Source organism: Erwinia mallotivora (genome assembly GCF_000590885.1).
Taxonomy (GTDB): domain Bacteria; phylum Pseudomonadota; class Gammaproteobacteria; order Enterobacterales; family Enterobacteriaceae; genus Erwinia; species Erwinia mallotivora.
In genome coordinates, this window is record NZ_JFHN01000055.1 from 16203 (window position 1) to 32299 (window position 16097).

The 16097-nt window shown below is 53.6% G+C and carries 13 protein-coding genes; 3 read left to right on the forward strand and 10 right to left on the reverse strand.

The window, feature by feature from the left end; translation table 11 throughout:
• From rffA to trxA, 8 genes are all read right to left on the reverse strand, one after another.
• The gene (gene rffA / locus BG55_RS14580; RefSeq protein ID WP_034938951.1) at positions 1–1131 is read right to left on the reverse strand and encodes a dTDP-4-amino-4,6-dideoxygalactose transaminase; all 1131 of its coding nucleotides are present in this window, start codon (positions 1129–1131) and stop codon (positions 1–3) included.
• Between the two features lie 4 nt (positions 1132–1135).
• Positions 1136–1855, reverse strand: coding sequence for a dTDP-4-amino-4,6-dideoxy-D-galactose acyltransferase (gene rffC, locus BG55_RS14585; protein WP_235192770.1), 720 nt, complete (start codon positions 1853–1855; stop codon positions 1136–1138).
• Positions 1852–3114: a UDP-N-acetyl-D-mannosamine dehydrogenase gene (gene wecC / locus BG55_RS14590; RefSeq protein WP_034938953.1), complete on the reverse strand. Its 1263-nt coding sequence runs from the start codon at positions 3112–3114 to the stop codon at positions 1852–1854. Before wecC ends, rffC begins: the two co-directional genes overlap by 4 nt.
• A complete protein-coding gene (gene wecB / locus BG55_RS14595; RefSeq protein ID WP_034938955.1) occupies positions 3111–4241 on the reverse strand; it encodes a non-hydrolyzing UDP-N-acetylglucosamine 2-epimerase in 1131 nt (376 codons plus the stop codon). Before wecB ends, wecC begins: the two co-directional genes overlap by 4 nt.
• Before the next feature lie 50 nt (positions 4242–4291).
• Positions 4292–5320: an ECA polysaccharide chain length modulation protein gene (gene wzzE / locus BG55_RS14600; protein ID WP_034938957.1), complete on the reverse strand. Its 1029-nt coding sequence runs from the start codon at positions 5318–5320 to the stop codon at positions 4292–4294.
• A gap of 42 nt (positions 5321–5362) precedes the next feature.
• Positions 5363–6442: a UDP-N-acetylglucosamine--undecaprenyl-phosphate N-acetylglucosaminephosphotransferase gene (gene wecA / locus BG55_RS14605; protein WP_034938958.1), complete on the reverse strand. Its 1080-nt coding sequence runs from the start codon at positions 6440–6442 to the stop codon at positions 5363–5365.
• A gap of 296 nt (positions 6443–6738) precedes the next feature.
• Positions 6739–7998, reverse strand: a complete 1260-nt coding sequence (gene rho / locus BG55_RS14610) for a transcription termination factor Rho (protein ID WP_016192346.1) — start codon at positions 7996–7998, stop codon at positions 6739–6741.
• A 388-nt stretch (positions 7999–8386) separates the two neighbouring features.
• Positions 8387–8719: a thioredoxin TrxA gene (gene trxA / locus BG55_RS14615; RefSeq protein WP_034938960.1), complete on the reverse strand. Its 333-nt coding sequence runs from the start codon at positions 8717–8719 to the stop codon at positions 8387–8389.
• A 117-nt stretch (positions 8720–8836) separates the two neighbouring features.
• Here trxA and rhlB point away from each other — a divergent pair, with 117 nt between their 5' ends.
• Together rhlB and gppA are read left to right on the forward strand one after the other, a co-directional pair.
• Positions 8837–10129: an ATP-dependent RNA helicase RhlB gene (rhlB, locus tag BG55_RS14620; protein ID WP_034938961.1), complete on the forward strand. Its 1293-nt coding sequence runs from the start codon at positions 8837–8839 to the stop codon at positions 10127–10129.
• Positions 10130–10135: 6 nt separating this feature from the next.
• Positions 10136–11620: a guanosine-5'-triphosphate,3'-diphosphate diphosphatase gene (gene gppA / locus BG55_RS14625; protein ID WP_034938963.1), complete on the forward strand. Its 1485-nt coding sequence runs from the start codon at positions 10136–10138 to the stop codon at positions 11618–11620.
• A 35-nt stretch (positions 11621–11655) separates the two neighbouring features.
• Here the strand turns inward: gppA and BG55_RS14630 are convergent, their stop codons facing one another.
• Both BG55_RS14630 and rep read right to left on the reverse strand, forming a co-directional pair.
• Positions 11656–13395 (reverse strand): pectate lyase family protein, encoded by a 1740-nt coding sequence (locus BG55_RS14630; protein ID WP_052018868.1) that lies wholly within the window; start codon positions 13393–13395, stop codon positions 11656–11658.
• Between the two features lie 271 nt (positions 13396–13666).
• Complete coding sequence (rep, locus tag BG55_RS14635; protein WP_034938965.1) at positions 13667–15691, reverse strand: DNA helicase Rep; 2025 nt, start codon at positions 15689–15691, stop codon at positions 13667–13669.
• Between the two features lie 89 nt (positions 15692–15780).
• On the opposite strand from rep, the gene ppiC reads away from it, so the two are divergent.
• On the forward strand, positions 15781–16062 hold the full coding sequence (gene ppiC, locus BG55_RS14640) for a peptidylprolyl isomerase PpiC (RefSeq protein WP_034938966.1): 282 nt from the start codon (positions 15781–15783) through the stop codon (positions 16060–16062).
• Positions 16063–16097: the final 35 nt, after the last annotated feature.

A 16097-nucleotide genomic window follows, 5' to 3' on the forward strand; every position in this document is an offset into this window, starting at 1 on the left:
TCAGGAAAAATAGCTCAGCAGAGAGTTGATCACCGTCTGCTGATTGTTGTCAGACAGGTTGTAAAACAGCGGCAGACGCAGCAGGCGCTCGCTCTCTGACTGCGTGTAGCGGTCATCACCGTGAAAACGACCGAAACGCTCTCCGGCGGGGGAAGCGTGTAGCGGGATGTAATGGAACACCGCCAGGATTTCCGCCTCTTTCAGCCAGGCGATCAGCGCCGTGCGGTCATCGTTATCGCGCAGCTTGATATAGAACATATGGGCGTTGTGCTGGCAGGCTGGCGGCAGGGATGGCAGCGATATTCTGCCGCTGGCCGCTACCGGTTGCAGCGCAGTAAAGTAGTGCTGCCACAGGCGCAGGCGTTGATCGTTAATTCGCTTCGCCGCCTCAAGCTGCGCCCAGAGGTATGCCGCCTGCAAATCGGCCATCAGATAACTGGAGCCGATATCCCGCCAGGTATATTTATCCACCTGCCCGCGAAAGAACTGGCTGCGATTAGTCCCTTTTTCACGGATAATTTCTGCCCGTTCGACCAACGCAGGATCGTTGACTAGCGTCGCGCCGCCTTCACCCCCTGCGGTGTAGTTTTTGGTTTCGTGAAAGCTGAAGCAGCCGATATGGCCAATGGTGCCCAGCGCTTTGCCTTTGTAAGTGGACATCACGCCCTGCGCGGCATCTTCGACCACCCATAGCCTGTATTTCTCTGCCAGCGCCATAATGGCGTCCATTTCGCACCCGACACCCGCATAATGAACCGGCACAATCGCGCGGGTTTTGTCGGTGATCGCCGCTTCTATCAGCCGTTCGTCAATGTTGAGCGTATCCGGGCGGATATCCACAAAGACAATGGTCGCGCCGCGCAGCACAAAGGCATTGGCAGTGGAAACAAAGGTGTAGCTGGGCATAATCACTTCGTCACCCGGCTGGATGTTAATCAGGATGGCGGCCATCTCCAGCGACGCGGTACAGGAGGGCGTTAACAGCACCTTTTTGCTGCCGAATTTATTTTCCATCCATTGCTGACAGCGGCGGGTAAAGCCTCCGTCACCGCACAGCTTGCCACTGCCCATCGCAGACTGCATGTACTCAAGCTCGCTACCGACTATCGGGGGGGCGTTAAACGGGATCATAAGGTTACCTGTAAAGCCAGTAAGCGGTACGTTCAATCACGCCACCGCAACGAAGATAAAGCCGTAGCGCAGGCAGGTTGCCCAGTTGGGTTGCCACATGCAGGCGCGTCAGACGGCGGGCGCGGCACCAGTCAACGGCCGCCGCAACCATTCTCTGCCCTACGCCCAGCCCCTGCGCTTCGGGGAGGGTTGCCAGCAGGCCAATACGCGCACTGCCATCTGACAATTCGCGCAGGGAGACGAAACCCTGTAAATCACCCTGCTCACTAACGGCCAGCAGGCACTGATGATCGAAGCTGCCCAGCACCGCGTTCTCCACCCACTGCGCATAGAAGCGGCTGCTGTCGCCCGGCTGATACCAGGGCTGGCGGAAACGACTGTGGGCAAAGGCACCGCTTGCGGCTTCACGCAGTGGCTCAATGTGCTCTTTTTTAGCGATGCGGATCCCCTCCGGCCTGCCGCCCGTGCCGATACCCAACACCAGCTCGGCTTCGCCTTCAACCAGACGGAAGCCCAGTTGATGCAGCGCATCAAGCTCCGCCGTCTGCTGGGAAAGGACTTTAACCTGCACCAGCCCCCAGGCCTGCAACTGCGCTTCATCAAGAGTGGGCTGATGTATATCCAGGCTGAGAAGCGCGCTGTTTTGCGCAAAAAAGGCATTTTCCCAGCCAAGCGGCGTGAGTCGCCCCTTGATTGCCTGCAATGGCTGGCCTGTCAGACTCACTGCCAGACCCCTTTGGTGTCGACAATCCAGTGAGATTTGACGCGGTTGTTGTCCACCGCCCTGAATACGGCGTGATCGACCAGCATCACCAGCACATCTGCCTGTTGTAAAGCGTTATCCAGTGATACCAGCCGGGCTTTACCCGGCAGCGCGTCAGGCAGCTGATGGATATGGGGCTCCACGACCAGCGTATCTCCCTGATGCCAGTTCGCGATCAGACCGGTTACTTCCATTGCCGGGCTTTCACGCAGATCGTCGATGTTCGGTTTGAATGCCAGGCCAAAGCAGGCAATGGTCAGCTCGCTGGGACGTTTATCGCTGGTCAGCAGGCACTCTGCTACGGTCTTTTTCACCTGTTCCAGCACCCAGTGCGGCCTCGCATCGTTCACCTCACGCGCCGTACGGATTAAGCGGGCCTCGTCGGGGTTTTGCGCCACGATAAACCAGGGATCGACGGCGATACAGTGCCCCCCAACGCCAGGTCCTGGCTGGAGAATATTGACGCGGGGATGGCGGTTGGCCAGCGCGATTAGCTCCCAGACGTTGATCCGCTGTTCGGTGCAAATCAGTGACAGTTCATTGGCAAAGGCGATGTTGACATCCCGAAAGCTGTTTTCCGTCAGCTTGCACATCTCGGCGGTGCGTGAGTTGGTCACCACACATTCGCCCTCAAGGAAAATATCGTACAGCGCGCAGGCTTTTTGCGAACTGGTGGCGGTCATGCCGCCGATCACCCGGTCGTTTTTAAACAGCTCAATCATCACCTTGCCGGGTAATACCCGTTCCGGGCAGTAGGCAATATGGATATCAGCCTGCTCACCGGCCTGCTGGGGGAAGGTTAAGTCACTGCGCGCGGATGCCAGCCAGGCGGCCATCTGCTCCGTGGCCCCCACAGGAGAGGTGGATTCGAGGATCACCAGATCCCCTTTCTTCAACACCGGCGCAATCGACTCCGCAGCCGCTTTTACAAAGGATAAATCGGGCTGATGCCCTTCCTGAAAGGGGGTTGGCACGGCAATCAGAAAGGCATCTGCCGGTTCAGGTTGGGTTGCTGCCCGCAACCAGCCCTGCTCCACAGCCGTTTTCACCACCCTGTCGAGGTCAGGTTCGATGATGTGAATCTCGCCGCGATTGATGGTGTCAACTGCGTGAGCATTGATATCGATGCCGATCACCGATTTTTGCCGTGAAGCGAAAGCGGCAGCGGTGGGCAGGCCAATATAGCCCAGCCCGATTACAGATATGGTATTGAAAATCATAACGAAACCCGATTATTTTTGAGTGCCTGCACGATACGTTCGCAGGCCAGGCCGTCGCCATAGGGGTTATGGGCACGGCTCATGGATTGGTACGCTTCTTCATCCGTCAGCAGGCGTGTCACCTCACTGACAATTTTTTTGACATCGGTGCCCACCAGCTTCACCGTGCCCGCCTCAACGGCTTCCGGGCGTTCGGTGGTGTCGCGCATCACCAGCACAGGTTTGCCCAGTGATGGCGCTTCTTCCTGAATACCGCCGGAATCGGTGAGGATCAGCCAGGAACGCACCATCAGGTAAACAAACGGCAGATACTCCTGTGGCTCGATCAACACGATGTTATCAATGCCGCTAAGAATGCGGTTAACCGGCTCACTGACGTTAGGATTGAGATGGACCGGATAGACGATTTGAGCATCCGGATGCAGGCGGGCAATCTCCGCCAGCGCACTACAGATACGTTCAAAACCACCGCCAAAACTCTCACGCCGGTGTCCGGTGACAAGGACCATCTTTTTTTCCGCATCCAGAAACGGATAGCGTGTCGCCAGGCTATTTCTCAATCCATCATCACTCAGCACCCGGTCACGAACCCAAAACAGCGCATCAATGACCGTGTTGCCGGTGACAAACATGCGCGTGGCGGACAGGTTCTCCCGCAGCAGATTCTGCCGGGCCGTTTCCGTTGGCGTAAAGTGGTAAGACGCCAGATGGCCAGTCAGAGTGCGGTTCGCCTCCTCTGGCCACGGCGAATAGAGATCGCCGGTACGCAGGCCCGCTTCCACATGTCCTACCGGAATCCGGTGATAGAACGCAGCCAGACTGGCGGCCAGCGTGGTGGTGGTATCGCCATGCACCAGCACCACGTCAGGAGTGAATTCAGTAAAAACGGCTTTCAACCCTTCAAGAATACGGCTGGCAATCTCAGTCAGCCCCTGACCAGGACGCATGATATTGAGATCGTAATCCGGGACGATGGCAAACAGCTGTAACACCTGGTCCAGCATCTCACGATGCTGTGCCGTCACGCACAGGCGTGCTTCTATCTCACTGTCCTGAGCGAGTGCGTGAACCAGCGGGGCCATTTTTATCGCTTCCGGGCGCGTGCCGAATACCGTTAATACTTTCACTGTTACTCTCTTCCCTTTATCTGTTGTGGTCACGCCAGGCTTACCAGCGTTCAATCCCGGCGCCGACGCACCAGCGCAGTCCCTGCTCCGGTCAGGGCGCCCACAGCACCCCACATAATCATTAAAAACAGCCGACGAGGGCTGTCGCGGTTCACTGGCTCTTCCGGCGTCCGCAGGTAGCGCCAGGTCTGGAAAGTCGCCACCCGCGACGGGCCGGCATCAAGGGTATTCAGCATGGCTTTGTTTTGATCATAGTCCAGTTCGTAGCCGGGCCCGCTGGCCTGAAGACTCTCCAGACGAGCCTGCAACATGGCACGCCCCAGTAAAAACAACTCAGAATCGGGCAGCTGTTCTGACGGCGTGTTTGTTTTTGCCTGTTCAAAACCCTGCTGCTGGGCGATTTTTAACGCCTGCTGTACGCTGTTCAGCTGGCGGTCGTAGATGGCTTTCGCCACCGCTTCCTGTCGTTTAACCTGTGCCTGTAATTGCGCAGTCTTTGCCGCCCAACCGCCAGCCAGTTCCTCATTCAGATGAGAGGCTGCCCGTTGATTAGCAAATGCCACATACTGGCGCAGTAATGTGTTGGCGTCTGACGCAGTTTCCGCCAGCAGTTTAACCGTGTCATTGAGATTTTTTGCCGCATCCGCTGGCTGATACTGAATGTTGCCGATTAACTCATCGAGGCGTGCCGCGTCCTTGCCGACGTTACCGGTCTGGCGCTTTTGGTAATAATCACTCTGTAACCAGAACTCACGGCGCGTGTCATATGACGAGAGTTGCATGACAAATTCCCGGTAAGCTTCATCGGTCACCGACGGCGGCACAAAGCTACTGCTGCTGTTTCGTACATCCAGATTGTTAAGAAACTGCTGCTGGGTATAAAAGTCTCCCAGCATATTGACCGTTGGACGATCGGTGATCGCCGTGGTGCTCCACTGTGGCGTCACCAGCAAGGACCAGATATAAGCCAGCAGCGCAAACAGCAGCATGCCACCGACAATCCAGCGTTTGCCACGCCATAAGGTGCAGCAAAGTCCACGGATATCCAGTTCGTTATCAGCAACGTCAGGACGGGTCATACTTCATATTCCTTGTTTTCAGGGTATTAAGTGTATTCACGGCTACCTGGCCCTGCGCAGCCGTCTTTTTACTCTTTTAATCAATCTCGCCACGCGCCATGCGCGCTTGATGCAGTAGCCATAAAGCATAAACGCCAGCAAGTAGAGCACCAGCATCGACCACTCGGGGACAAAGCTGAGAGATTCTCCCAGCACCCCGATGCCCGCCAGCAGCGCAGCCGCAAGGGTTATCAGGAAGCAGGCCTGTCTGGAAGTGAACCCGGCACGCATGATCAAATGATGAATATGCTGACGATCGGCAGAGAAAGGGCTCATCCCTTTACTCAGACGGCGGTACATAATAGCCACCATGTCCATCAACGGGATGGCAATCAGCCACAACGCGGTGACCGGGGTGATGGGATGATACTGACCCTGGGTTGCCTCCAGCAGGATCCAGATGATAGTGAAGCCAATCAGCGTGCTGCCGGCATCCCCCATAAAAACTTTATAACGGCCACCAAACGCGCCAAGATTCAGCAGGATGTAGGGCACAATGGCGGCGATCATGGCAAAACACCACATCGCCAGGCTTTGCTGGCCGTCCAGCAGCAGAATGATGCCCATCGCCAGAAAGGTGACGCAGGACAGACCGCCCAACAGGCCATCAATACCGTCAACCATGTTGAAGGCGTTAATGGCGGCCCAGACCGCAAACAGAGTCAGTACATAACCAAACGGGCCGACCACCAGTTCCCAGGGGCCAAAAATATAGCCAAGACTGAGCAAATAAAGTTTGCCCGCTGTCATCATGACCACGGCGATGGCCGCCTGTACAAAGGCGCGAATTTTTACACTGATATCGAAACGGTCGTCCAGCGCACCGACCAGAACCAGCACACCGGCACAGCCCAGATAAAGCAGGAAGTGGGGGATGTAATAATTGGTGATAACCGACCCGAAACAGATTCCGGCAAAAACAGAGATACCCCCCACCAGAGGAATGACACCCTGGTGGCGCTTGCGATAATTGGGTTTATCCACCAGACCAACACTTTTGGCCACTTTACGGGCGAAGAAAAGAAAAACCAGTGAAAACAAAAAAATTAAAGCAAGCTCAGTACTCATATTGAGTAAATTCACATTAAACAGCTCTCTGCTAAGAATCTCGCGTAGTTATAAGCAATTTATATGCCATTAACAGCGGCTAAACTCTGATTTCCGTCTTGCTTCAGTAAAAAATGCAGCGTCCGGCTGTATTTCATCCTGAGTTGCACCTTTTATGTGATTCTCCAGTGCCTAATCGTATAGCTGACAAAAGAAAAACGCCACGTTTACGCGTGGCGTCCTACGGGTTTTACTGCTGGTGACCCGTGTATTTAAACTTCAGAGAGAAAGTAATACGGGCTACGCCCTTCACCTTCTGGCAGCGACAATACTCAGGAACGCTTCATCATATCGAAGAATTCGTCATTGGTTTTGGTCATCGCCAGCTTGTTAATGAGGAACTCCATTGCGTCAATTTCACCCATCGGATGAATGATTTTGCGCAGGATCCACATTTTTTGCAGCTCTTCTGAACTGGTAAGCAGCTCTTCTTTACGGGTACCGGAACGGTTGTAATCGATCGCCGGGAAGACACGCTTCTCAGCGATTTTACGCGCCAGATGCAGCTCCATGTTGCCCGTACCTTTAAATTCTTCGTAGATGACTTCGTCCATCTTCGAACCGGTATCCACCAGCGCCGTCGCGATGATAGTCAGGCTGCCACCCTCTTCCACGTTACGCGCAGCACCGAAGAAGCGTTTTGGACGATGTAAGGCGTTAGCATCCACACCACCGGTCAGAACCTTACCGGAAGCCGGTACAACGGTGTTGTAAGCACGCGCCAGACGAGTGATGGAGTCAAGCAGGATGATGACATCTTTCTTATGCTCAACCAGACGTTTAGCCTTTTCAATCACCATTTCAGCAACCTGCACATGGCGGGAAGCTGGTTCGTCAAAGGTCGAGGCGATGACTTCACCCTTCACCAGACGCTGCATTTCGGTCACTTCTTCCGGGCGCTCATCGATCAGCAGCACCATCAGCACACAGTCAGGATGATTGTAGGCAATGCTCTGCGCGATATTTTGCAGCAGCATGGTTTTACCCGCTTTTGGCGGTGCCACGATCAGACCACGCTGACCACGACCGATTGGTGAAGCCAGGTCCAGTACGCGAGCGGTTAAATCTTCGGTAGAACCATTACCACGCTCCATCCGCAGGCGCGAATTAGCATGCAGTGGCGTCAGGTTTTCAAACAGAATTTTGCTGCGGGCATTTTCTGGTTTGTCGTAGTTAACTTCGTTAACTTTCAGCAGGGCAAAATAACGCTCACCCTCTTTTGGCGGACGGATTTTACCGGAAATGGTGTCACCCGTGCGGAGGTTAAAGCGGCGAATCTGGCTGGGAGAAACATAGATATCATCAGGACCGGCGAGGTAGGAGCTGTCAGCAGAGCGGAGGAATCCAAATCCATCCTGCAATATCTCCAGTACGCCATCACCGAAGATATCTTCGCCACTTTTTGCATGTTGTTTGAGGATGGCGAAAATAATGTCCTGCTTACGCATACGCGCCAGGTTTTCCAGCCCCATGTTTTCGCCGAGGGTAATCAGGTCAGAAACCGGCGTATTTTTTAATTCGGTAAGATTCATAATGGTGGGTTCTTAAACTCGGGGTAAATCTCGAAATGTTTGTTGTAAGTGGTATGGCAAAAAATCCATGCCTGCTAATGGCTTTCTTGTCAAAGTCCCGACGATGACGTACAGGAAAACGTGCATCAGAAACGAGGAGACGGTAACAGACAAGAGGCCGAAATACTGATGATACTAACCGCCAGGTTGTTGGGTATCTGTAAATATCAGGGTGTATACAGTGTCCAACAAGGAGCATATCTAAGATTCAAATACAGGTAAGTTCTTCGTGCAGTGAAATTCAAATTAGCATGTCTGATGCTAAACGTCCAGGGTTGTTCTAAAAATATACCGGAGGCCGGACGGATGGGGCATATCCGTACCCACCGTCAGCCGCCGGAAAAGCTGTTTAGCCCAGATTCGCGTTCAGAAACTCTTTAAGCTGGCCTTTGGAAAGCGCACCAACTTTCGTTGCCACCACTTCACCATTTTTAAAAAGCAGCAAAGTTGGAATACCGCGAATACCATACTTAGGCGCAGTGCCCGGGTTTTCGTCAATATTCAGTTTGGCGATTGTCAACCTGCCGTCGTATTCTTCAGCGACTTCATTAAGAATGGGGGCGATCATTTTGCATGGGCCACACCACTCCGCCCAGAAGTCGACCAGCGTCAAACCCTCTGCTTTCAGTACGTCGGTTTCAAAGCTGTCGTCGGTCAGATGGACAATTTTATCGCTGCTCATGTCTTACTCCAAAAGATTATGCCTGGCTGGTTGGCGTAAAATATGCCAACAGAGTTTGGTTTTATTTCACCGGATACGCTTTCGTAAAGCAATAGTAAGCTGATATTCTACCACACTATGAGCAAAACACACTTAACCGAACAGAAGTTTTCCGACTTCGCCCTGCACCCAAAGGTTGTTGAAGCCCTTGAAAGTAAAGGCTTTCACTATTGCACGCCTATTCAGGCGCTGGCATTACCTTTTACGCTCTCCGGGCGTGATATCGCGGGACAGGCGCAAACCGGTACTGGCAAAACGATGGCGTTTCTGACGTCAACGTTTCATCATCTTCTTTCTCACCCTGCGCCGGACGGCCGCCAGGTGAATCAGCCACGTGCGTTAATTCTGGCACCCACACGTGAGCTTGCCGTGCAGATCCATGCTGATGCTGAACCGCTGGCACAGGCAACGGGCCTGAATCTCGGGCTGGCTTACGGCGGCGACGGCTATGATAAACAGCTGAAAGTGCTGGAAAGCGGCGTTGATATCCTGATCGGCACGACCGGCAGGCTGATCGACTATGCCAAACAAAATCACGTCAATTTAGGCGCCATCCAGGTTGTAGTGCTCGATGAAGCTGACCGGATGTTTGATCTTGGCTTTATTAAAGATATTCGCTGGCTGTTTCGTCGTATGCCTGCGGCTAATCAGCGTCTGAATATGCTGTTTTCTGCCACCCTCTCCTTCCGCGTGCGCGAACTGGCGTTCGAAAATATGAATAACGCCGAATACGTGGAAGTCGAACCCGAGCAAAAAACCGGGCATCGTATTAAAGAAGAGCTTTTTTATCCTTCTAATGAAGAGAAAATGCGGCTGCTACAAACGTTGCTGGAAGAAGAGTGGCCAGACCGCGCCATTATTTTTGCTAATACCAAGCACCGTTGCGAGGATATCTGGGGCCATCTGGCAGCCGACGGTCATCGGGTTGGTCTGCTAACCGGTGATGTGGCACAGAAAAAGCGCCTGCGTATCCTGGATGATTTTACTAAAGGTGACGTGGATATTCTGGTTGCAACTGACGTTGCGGCGCGGGGTCTGCATATCCCGGCAGTAACCCACGTGTTTAACTACGATCTGCCTGATGATCGCGAAGACTATGTGCATCGTATTGGTCGTACCGGACGAGCTGGTGCCAACGGGCACTCAATCAGCCTGGCTTGCGAAGAGTACGCACTGAACCTGCCAGCAATTGAAGAGTACATCGGCCACAGTATTAGTGTGAGCCGCTACAACAGTGATGCGCTGATGACCGATCTGCCTCCGCCAAAGCGTCTGACGCGAAATCGCTCTGGCAACGGTCCTCGTCGTGGCGGTAATAATAATCGCCGCAGCGGTGCGCCTCGCAACACCAACCGCAAACGTTCAGGTTAAACAGCTATGCCAGGCGCATCATCGCTTTATGCTGCGATAGATTTAGGGTCTAACAGCTTTCATATGTTGGTGGTGCGCGAAGTGGCAGGCAATGTCCAGACCCTGGCACGCATCAAGCGCAAAGTACGACTGGCGGCGGGCCTCGACGGCAACCATCAGCTGTCAGAAGAGGCGATGGAGCGAGGCTGGCAGTGCCTGCGTTTGTTCTCAGAACAATTACAGGATATCCCACCAGAGCGGGTCCGCGTCGTTGCCACAGCGACGCTGCGTATTGCCACCAACGCCGATACTTTTCTGCAAAAAGCCCGACAAATTCTTAACTGTCCGGTAAACGTCATCAGCGGCGAAGAAGAAGCACGTCTGATTTATCAGGGCGTGGCGCACACCACCGGTGGCCCTGATAAACGTCTGGTGGTGGACATCGGCGGCGGCAGCACAGAGCTGGTTACCGGCAGCGGTTCACAGACCACCACGCTGCTGAGTCTGCCAATGGGCTGCGTCACCTGGCTGGAACGCTACTTTGGCAATCGTCACCTGACCAGAGACAATTTCGCTCAGGCGGAAAATGCCGCCCGTGAGCAAATTCGCCCGGTAGTCGACCAGCTACGTGAGCAGGGATGGGAGGTGTGCGTTGGGGCTTCCGGCACGGTGCAGGCGCTACAGGAAATTATGATTGCGCAGGGCATGGACGAGCGTATCACACTGAATAAACTGCAACAGCTTAAGCTGCGCGCTATTCAGTGTGGCAAGCTGGAAGAACTGGAAATTGAAGGACTGACGCTGGAACGTGCGCTGGTTTTCCCCAGCGGTTTGTCGATTTTGATCGCCATCTTTACCGAGCTGTCGATCACCACCATGACGCTGGCGGGCGGGGCACTACGTGAAGGTCTGGTGTACGGGATGCTGAATCTGCCAACAGATCACGATATCCGTGGCCGTACGCTGCATAATATCCAGCGTCGTTTCAGTATCGATGCTGAGCAGGCCGATCGCGTACGCCTGCTGGCAGAAAGCTTTGCACAGCAGGTTAGCGACAGCTGGCAACTGGACGAACGCTGTCGCGAGTTACTCGACAGTGCCTCTCTAATCCATGAAATCGGCCTCAGCGTTGATTTCAGACAGGCCCCGCAACACGCCGCCTATCTTATCCGTCATCTTGATCTTCCCGGTTTTACTCCAGCCCAGAAAAAACTGTTGGCAACGCTGTTACAAAATCAGGCAAACAGCATCGATCTGGCATTATTCAGCCAGCAAAACACGCTGCCATCGCAAACGGCGGAAAGATTATGTTGTTTACTGCGGCTGGCCATCATCCTCGCCAGCCGTCGTCGTGATGACACGCTGCCCGTGGTTACACTGCATACCAATGGTGATGCGCTTGATCTGACACTGCCCGCTGGCTGGCTGGATTCACATCCCTTAAGGGCTGAACTGCTTGAGCAGGAGTGTCACTGGCAGAGCTATGTTCAGCGGCAGCTGACCATTCATTAAATCCGTGCAGGCCCGCCCGGCGGGCCGCTCAGAAATTAAGAGGCGAAACTGCCCTTGCCCGCCCCGGCATTAGCCAGGTTATATGCATTGGCCTCTTCCGGTGTTTTTATTGTGCGGCTGTAGTCTGGCACCCAGTCAGTGGTGGCTGAACTCTGTTTAAAGCTGACATTACTGCCAATATCTTTAAAACCAGCGGCATCACCTTTATCGTCCAGTACGCCAGAGTTACTGCTTTTCGCATTAACATCATAGCCACCATTAAAATAGTTTGACTGCGAAAGGACCGTGGCATTGGAAGCGATGGTGTAACCCAGATGGAAATTGTTGATGGTGTTGTTGTAGACATCAAATTTCCCCTGACGCATCAAACCAGGCGCACGCACATCCAGATTGTCAAAGACGTTATTGGCAATCGTCATGCGCGGATATCCGCCATAAGTTTGTTTTGCCGACGCAGAGTCATCGGGCTGACCAAGGATCACGCCGTACTCATTGTCCTTAAAGACAGAGTTGCTCAGTGTCACATTGTCTGCCGTACCGCCGACATACAGTAATTTATCCAGCCCGGTGGCATCCTTGTCTTTGGTCCCGGAGAAGGTGTTGTGGTCAATCCAGTATCCCGAGCCATTGCTGATAAAGAGCGGAATATCACCGTTAGCGCGATAACGATCGTCATGGGTGAAATTAAGGTTCTGGAACACATCATTACCCGCCGTTTTGTCACTGGCGAGATAGATATTGTGCAGTCCGGTCCCTTCCGATGTCCCTTCCAGAGTCTTGTTCGCCCCAAATTTCAGCACGACTTTGTCAGCAGACGACAGATCTTTAGAGAGCTTGATGGTCGTCGGTTCATCGCCTTCCAGACTTTTTTGCAATTCATCCACGGTGGATACCGTCACCACTTTCCCCCCGGCCCCCCCGGTGGTGTTCGCAGCTTTGGCGAAACCTGTCATGCCGGCAAGCCCGGTACTTTTGCTGGAGGAAACCTCTGACGTTGCGCTGGTGGCAGAGACTTTACTGGTCGAACTGACGCTGTGAGTCGCATCCGCCGCTGGCGTAGCCGCCACTGACTTTGATGTCGGGGCGCTGACGGTGGTGTTATCTGTTGACGTCTCTTTTGCTGGCGTACTGCCACTGGACGATGTGGTCACAGGTGACGCTGCCAGTGATGTTCCTTTGATTGATGAGGTGTCACTGGATGTGGAACTGGTTGTAACGGGTGAGGCCGCCAGCGAGGTCTCTTTTACCGGAGAGTTAACGCTCACTGGCGCGGCCGCCAGCGACGTGCCTTTTATGCTGTCTGACGACGACGTGCCACTGTTGGTGGCAGGAAGATTATTTGATGGCGAAGCGAATTTAGAAAAATCGATGGGATTGTTTGTACCAGACGTATTCTGCCCACTTCCCTGCTGCCCGGAACCGCCCAAAGACGAGCCGCTACCCTGCTGCCCACCGCCTGTGCCAGATGATTGATTATTTTGCGACATACGTGAGAGCAATAGTGGCAACAGTTCACGCAGCAACTGAGCAATCTGGGTTAATGCCGACTGCAAAGTTGGCTGACCCGAGTTCGTTCCCGCAGCACCTGATTGCAAGGCATCGGGCGATGTGGTTTTGCCATAGGAAATGGGGGAATTTGAAACCGAAGAAAATGAACCACCACCAGCACCATGACAACCCGCTAACGACTGTTTCAGCGGATCCTGGGCCTGGCTGCCCGCGCTTTCAGAAAAAGTCGGCGTGGACAAACCCGTCACTCTGTTTTGAATCATCATAATAAACCCTTACAAGAAGCTGAGATCTGTCCTGATCATTGGTTATGGAGGGGATTGAAGGCCCACAATTATCGCGATGTGGTTTAGGTGGTAGCCCAGGTAATGAGGTTCCCGGTTGTGATAATAAATTGTCGAAATAATCGTCCGGGAAAGGGGGCGGCGGTGATGGCATGACAAAAGGGGCTGGGGCAATGGGAAGTGGCAGTCGGGCCACTGAAAAACAGGTATTTAAGCAATCTTCTTTCAGTGGCTAACCACCCGTTAAAGCAGGTCAGGCGTTATTTTTCGCCTTATCCAGCATCGCCCGCAAGCCAGCGACGCGGCTCTGTCCGGTCTGCATCCGTTCCTGCGCGCTGACCACTTTGCGTTCGGTTTCCCAGCTGAGATCGTCCTGTGGCAACTCCAGTAAAAAACGGCTCGGTTCCGGCCGCACCAGCTCGCCATACTGGCGACGTTCGCGGCACAGGGTAAAGGTCAGCTCTTTTTGTGCTCTGGTGATGCCGACATAGGCAAGACGGCGCTCTTCCTCGACATTATTTTCATCAATGCTGCTCTGGTGAGGCAGCAATCCCTCTTCCATACCGACCAGGTAGACATAGGGAAACTCCAGCCCTTTCGACGCATGTAGCGTCATCAGCTGTACCTGATCGGCCTCTTCATCGCTTTCACCGCGTTCCATCATGTCGCGAAGCGTAAAGCGTGTAACCACCTGCGTCAGCGTCATGGGTTCATCAATATCGCTGCCCTCAAGCATTTCCGTCATCCACTGGAACAGCGTATTAACATTCTTCATGCGCATTTCGGCGGCTTTGGGGCTGGTAGAGGTTTCAAACAGCCAGCTTTCGTAATCGATGCCACGGATCAAATCACGCACTGCGCTGACCGGCTCCCGTTCCGCCAGAACGGCAATCTCACGCAGCCAGACGGTAAAACGCTGTAACGATTCCAGACCCCGCCCGCTTAACGTTTGCCCTAAGCCCAGATCAAAACTGGCGCTGAACAGGCTCTTGTTGCGTTGCAGCGCCCACTCGCCCAGCTTTTGTAAGGTTGCCGGGCCAATTTCACGCTTCGGCGTGTTAACGATGCGCATAAAAGCGCTGTCGTCGTTCTCATTGGTCAGTACGCGCAGGTAGGCAAGCAGATCTTTTATTTCCGGTCTGGAAAAGAACGACGTGCCGCCAGAAATGCGGTAAGGGATACGGTTCTGCATCAGCATCTTTTCAAAAACACGCGACTGATGGTTACCGCGATAGAGAATGGCGTAATCTTTATAGCCAGTCTTATTGATGAAGTGATGGGCAATCAGCTCGCCGGTGACCCGCTCGGCTTCGTGCTCTTCATGATTGGCGGTCACCACTTTCAGCTCCGCACCGTAGCCCAGCTCTGAAAACAGACGCTTTTCAAAAACGTGTGGATTATTCGCAATCAGAATATTGGCCGCTTTAAGAATCCGCTCAGAGGAGCGGTAATTCTGTTCCAGCTTGATGACCTGTAATGCCGGAAAATCCTCTTTCAGCAGAACCAGGTTTTGCGGTCTTGCACCACGCCAGGAGTAGATGGATTGATCATCATCCCCCACCACGGTAAACCGCGCACGCGCGCCCACCAGCAATTTCACCAGCTCATACTGGCTGGTATTGGTATCCTGATACTCATCCACCAGCAGATAGCGGATGCGCTGCTGCCAGCGCTCGCGCACCTCGGTATTGCGCTGAAACAACAGTGTTGGCAGCAGGATCAGATCGTCAAAATCCAGGACATTGCAGGATTTGAGATGCCGGTCATAGAGACCATAACAATGGGCAAAGATCTTATCGCGTTCTGAGGTCACCGTGGCGGCAACGCGGGACGGGTCCATCAGATCATTTTTCCAGTTCCCGATGGTTGAAATCAGCTGCTGTAACAGATTCTTGTCATTCTCCAGCCACGGCTCGGTCAGCTCTTTCAGTAATGCCAGCTGGTCCTGGTCGTCAAACAGGGAAAAGTTGGATTTCATCCCCAGCGCCGCATACTCTTTTTTGATAATTTCCAGCCCCAGCGTATGGAAAGTGGAGATCATCAGACCCCGGGCTTCCTTGCGTCCAAGCGTTTGCGCCACGCGCTCTTTCATCTCTCGCGAGGCCTTGTTGGTAAAGGTCACCGCAGCAATATGCCGCGCCTGATAGCCACACTCACGGATCAGATGCGCAATTTTATTGGTAATAACACGCGTTTTTCCTGAACCCGCTCCGGCAAGCACCAGACACGGCCCGGTAACAAATTCGACGGCATGCTGCTGCCCAGGATTAAGACGCATAGGGGAAATCACTCAATGAAATGACAGGGGGAAAGAAATCACAGCGTGCTAGTATAGCCAGCCGCATCCCTATGACTCAAGGTACGAACATGGCAAAAACCGCAGCAGCACTCCATATCCTTGTTAAAGAAGAGAAACAGGCGCAGGACATTCTGGCTCAACTCGAGCAGGGCGCTGATTTTGAAAAATTAGCCAAAAAGCACTCCATTTGCCCGTCAGGCAAAAAAGGCGGCCATCTGGGGGAATTCAAGCAGGGGGCGATGGTCCCGGCCTTTGATAAAGTGGTGTTTTCATGCCCACTCATCACGCCTTATGGCCCACTGCATACGCAGTTTGGCTACCACATTATTAAGGTGCTGTACCGTAACTGATCAGGCCCTTTTTACGTTGCAGGAAAGTAGCAGGC

What these genes read in the sequence shown, in the direction of transcription:
- rffA (WP_034938951.1), bottom strand. Translation starts at nt 1,131, where the DNA reads ATGATCCCGTTTAACGCCCCCCCGATAGTCGGTAGCGAGCTTGAGTAC.
- wecC (WP_034938953.1), bottom strand. Translation starts at nt 3,114, where the DNA reads ATGATTTTCAATACCATATCTGTAATCGGGCTGGGCTATATTGGCCTG.
- wzzE (WP_034938957.1), bottom strand. Translation starts at nt 5,320, where the DNA reads ATGACCCGTCCTGACGTTGCTGATAACGAACTGGATATCCGTGGACTT.
- rho (WP_016192346.1), bottom strand. Translation starts at nt 7,998, where the DNA reads ATGAATCTTACCGAATTAAAAAATACGCCGGTTTCTGACCTGATTACC.
- trxA (WP_034938960.1), bottom strand. Translation starts at nt 8,719, where the DNA reads ATGAGCAGCGATAAAATTGTCCATCTGACCGACGACAGCTTTGAAACC.
- rhlB (WP_034938961.1), top strand. Translation starts at nt 8,837, where the DNA reads ATGAGCAAAACACACTTAACCGAACAGAAGTTTTCCGACTTCGCCCTG.
- gppA (WP_034938963.1), top strand. Translation starts at nt 10,136, where the DNA reads ATGCCAGGCGCATCATCGCTTTATGCTGCGATAGATTTAGGGTCTAAC.
- BG55_RS14630 (WP_052018868.1), bottom strand. Translation starts at nt 13,395, where the DNA reads ATGATGATTCAAAACAGAGTGACGGGTTTGTCCACGCCGACTTTTTCT.
- rep (WP_034938965.1), bottom strand. Translation starts at nt 15,691, where the DNA reads ATGCGTCTTAATCCTGGGCAGCAGCATGCCGTCGAATTTGTTACCGGG.
- ppiC (WP_034938966.1), top strand. Translation starts at nt 15,781, where the DNA reads ATGGCAAAAACCGCAGCAGCACTCCATATCCTTGTTAAAGAAGAGAAA.